This is a genomic window from Klebsiella sp. 141153 (assembly GCF_032601995.1).
GTDB lineage: Bacteria > Pseudomonadota > Gammaproteobacteria > Enterobacterales > Enterobacteriaceae > Klebsiella > Klebsiella aerogenes.
The window spans coordinates 1-863 of record NZ_JAQIRJ010000029.1 but is presented as its reverse complement, the minus strand read 5'-3'; the positions used below and the strand labels follow the sequence as shown (position 1 = coordinate 863).

Sequence of the window (863 nt, the reverse complement as noted above, 5' to 3'; positions counted from 1 at the left end):
GAAACATCTTCGGGTTGTGAGGTTAAGCGACTAAGCGTACACGGTGGATGCCCTGGCAGTCAGAGGCGATGAAGGACGTGCTAATCTGCGAAAAGCGTCGGTAAGGTGATATGAACCGTTATAGCCGGCGATGTCCGAATGGGGAAACCCAGTGTGATTCGTCACACTATCGTTAACTGAATACATAGGTTAACGAGGCGAACCGGGGGAACTGAAACATCTAAGTACCCCGAGGAAAAGAAATCAACCGAGATTCCCCCAGTAGCGGCGAGCGAACGGGGAGCAGCCCAGAGTCTGAATCAGCTTGTGTGTTAGTGGAACGGTCTGGAAAGTCCGACGGTACAGGGTGATAGTCCCGTACACCAAAATGCACAGGTTGTGAACTCGAAGAGTAGGGCGGGACACGTGGTATCCTGTCTGAATATGGGGGGACCATCCTCCAAGGCTAAATACTCCTGACTGACCGATAGTGAACCAGTACCGTGAGGGAAAGGCGAAAAGAACCCCGGCGAGGGGAGTGAAAAAGAACCTGAAACCGTGTACGTACAAGCAGTGGGAGCACCTTCGGGTGTGACTGCGTACCTTTTGTATAATGGGTCAGCGACTTATATTCTGTAGCAAGGTTAACCGTATAGGGGAGCCGCAGGGAAACCGAGTCTTAACTGGGCGTTAAGTTGCAGGGTATAGACCCGAAACCCGGTGATCTAGCCATGGGCAGGTTGAAGGTTGGGTAACACTAACTGGAGGACCGAACCGACTAATGTTGAAAAATTAGCGGATGACTTGTGGCTGGGGGTGAAAGGCCAATCAAACCGGGAGATAGCTGGTTCTCCCCGAAAGCTATTTAGGTAGCGCCTCGTGAA

At 51.8% G+C, this 863-nt stretch carries 1 rRNA gene; it reads left to right on the top strand.

The window, feature by feature from the left end:
• Positions 1-20 precede the first annotated feature (20 nt).
• Positions 21-863 (top strand): 23S ribosomal RNA (locus PGS10_RS24905); the annotation flags it as partial.